Source organism: Mesorhizobium sp. M0833, from assembly GCF_040319905.1.
GTDB lineage: Bacteria > Pseudomonadota > Alphaproteobacteria > Rhizobiales > Rhizobiaceae > Mesorhizobium.
On the sequence record NZ_JAMYOQ010000080.1, the window covers coordinates 1 to 2,577 of the forward strand.

General features: G+C 58.8%; 1 protein-coding gene. It reads right to left on the reverse strand.

Annotation, left to right across the window (positions count from 1 at the left end; translation table 11 throughout):
• Positions 1-33: 33 nt before the first annotated feature.
• Complete coding sequence (gene ectB, locus NKH98_RS32815; RefSeq protein WP_352904304.1) at positions 34-1,392, reverse strand: diaminobutyrate--2-oxoglutarate transaminase; 1,359 nt, start codon at positions 1,390-1,392, stop codon at positions 34-36.
• Between the last annotated feature and the right edge of the window lie 1,185 nt (positions 1,393-2,577).

Below are 2,577 nucleotides of genomic sequence, written 5' to 3' on the forward strand. Positions count from 1 at the left end.
GCTGTGCTGCTAACTTCGCTCGTAAGGGCGACCTTAAGAGCGCAGCCTCGCTACCGTGCCGTCCTCTCGCAAGGCGGCCTTCGCCGGAGGGTATCTGTTCACGGTGCTGCCGATCACCCTTTCGATAGCGTCCTCGAGGATGTCGAGGCCTTGGCTAAGCTGATCCTCCCCAATGACAAGAGGTGGCAGACACTTCACGACCTCGTCTTTGGGACCAGCGGTCTCGACAATGAGGCCATTCTGAAAGGCGGTGCTGATGACTTGACTGGCAACTTCGCCAAACTTCAGATCGATGCCCCGCATCATGCCACGACCCTTGGCTGACACGCGGCTTGGGTCGTATTTCTGCGCGATCCGCTCAAGGCGGCTTTTCAGCAGATTGCCTTTCTCCTCGACGGACGCCGCAAAGCTGTCTGTCCGCCAGAAGTGCTCCAGGGCTGCCCGGGCGGTCACGAAAGCATGGCAATTGCCGCGGAACGTACCGTTGTGTTCTCCCGGCTCCCACTTGTCGAGTTGTCGGTCAATTAGGACGAGGGCCATAGGCAGGCCATAGCCCGATATCGATTTCGCCATCGTGACGATGTCCGGGCGGAGACCGGCCGCCTCGAAGCTGAAGAACGCATCGGTCCGGCCAACACCCGCCTGAATGTCATCTACGATCAGCAGAGCTCCGTGTTTGCGCGCAATGGCCGCCACCTTGCGCAGCCACTCCGTGCCGGCGACATTCAGGCCGCCTTCGCCCTGAACTGTCTCGACAATCACCGCCGCCGGAGCGTCCACGCCGCTTGAGGGATCGCAGAGCAGACGATCAAGGTAATTGGCGGTGTCTACAGTGGACCCAAGATAGCCGTCATAGGGTAGCCGCGTGACGCCGCCGAGCAGCTGGCCGGCGGCGGCGCGGTGATATCGGTTGCCGGTGCAGGAGAGAGCGCCAAGGCTCACACCATGAAAGCCGTTGGTAAAGGCTATAATGTTGGACCGACCAGTGATCTTGCGCGCTAACTTGAGGGCAGCCTCGACCGCGTTGGCGCCGGTGGGACCGGGAAACTGTACGACGTAGTCCAGTTGTCGCGGACTAAGGATCGTCTCGTGAAATTCTCGCAGAAAAGACTCCTTGGCTTCGTTATACAGATCGAGGCCATGGGTGATGCCGTCGCCCGCAATATAATCTGCGAGCGCGGATTTCAGCTCGGGAGGATTGTGCCCATAGTTTAAACTTGAGCAGCCCATGAGAAAGTCGAGATAGGCTGTTCCATCTCGCGCAAACAGCTGCGCCTCCCGTGCCCTCGCGAAAACGACTGGAAAGCTGCGAGCGTAGCTGCGCACTTCAGACTCGAGATGGTTGAAGATCGCGAATTCCTCCTCGCGATCCGGTGCACTTTGGTGAGTCATCGTTGCCTCCTTATTTGGGTATGGCTAGGCATATCGGCAGGAATGCCTGCAGGGCTGATGGAGCGTTCGATGGACTGATGGCTATCGTGTACTCGCTCTCACGCTGTCCCTTGGTCTCGGGGTCGAACCAGAGCTTGGTGCACCCAAGTCCCGAGCCACAACTGCGAAGAAATTTAGATGCCCTTTCGGGAGCGTCGCCGTGCCTTTGATTTGCGTCACGCCCTCGCAAGCCGGCTCGTTCAGGGCTGAGAGGATAAGTTCCTTGCCCAAGCGCATGTTGCGTAGCTTAGGTTGCACAGCAATTCCAAATGCAGACGGTGGAGCGGCCGCTCGGCCGCGGGTAGGCCGACAAACAGCCAACCACCTCACCATCTCCCTCAGCAAGCACGCAGGTGGCGGCGAAATCACTGCAAGCAGCAGCTCGTAATACAGCAAGTTGCGGTCTAGTTGCGGACACTTCGCGATTAGTTCCCATTCATCGGCATCAATCTCCGCCGGTCTTCTGAACGTCATTCGCGGCAACTGGACGTTGAGTGGCACCGAGAAGCTCTGGCTATACGTGACCATCCGAATCCTCCCAGGCGAACACTAGTGCGTGTCGTGTTTCACGAAGAGGACTCCTCAAAAGTCATGCCAATTGCGCCGAGGGAGCCTTAGGAATATTTTCTGAGTTTGCACAATGACTTGACCCGGAGCGCAGCAGGCACCCAGGCCGAAAACAAAGTGTCGCGGATTCGACAGACACGACAGTAAGTGTTGGTTGCCCGACGTTTTCTCAGGAATGGTGACGGGGTTTAACAACGGGACTGGTAGCGGATCATCTTGCGACTGAGGACGGAGCAGGTCTGCCGCTCCGACAGGCGTTCAGCTTCATTGTCTACCAGCGAGCCGCGCCGACGAGCTTCACCGCGGACATGAGGGAACGGGGAGGGGAGGACGACTCTGGCCAATCGTCGGCAAAAAAAGCCCGCCGGAACGAACCGGAGGGCGAGACGGGAGGAAACGGTTGCAACTGGAATCAGGCGGCGAGAACGGCCTTCGGCTCGACCAGCTCGTAGCCGAGTGCTTCGGCCACCGCGCGGTTGGTGATCTGTCGTAAGCAGATGAGTTGTCCGGGTTTGGTAGCACATGAGTTGTCCGGTTTTATCGCCAGCCAAAGGGAGGCTGGGGATGAGACGGACGGCA

What these genes read in the sequence shown, in the direction of transcription:
- ectB (WP_352904304.1), bottom strand. Translation starts at nt 1,392, where the DNA reads ATGACTCACCAAAGTGCACCGGATCGCGAGGAGGAATTCGCGATCTTC.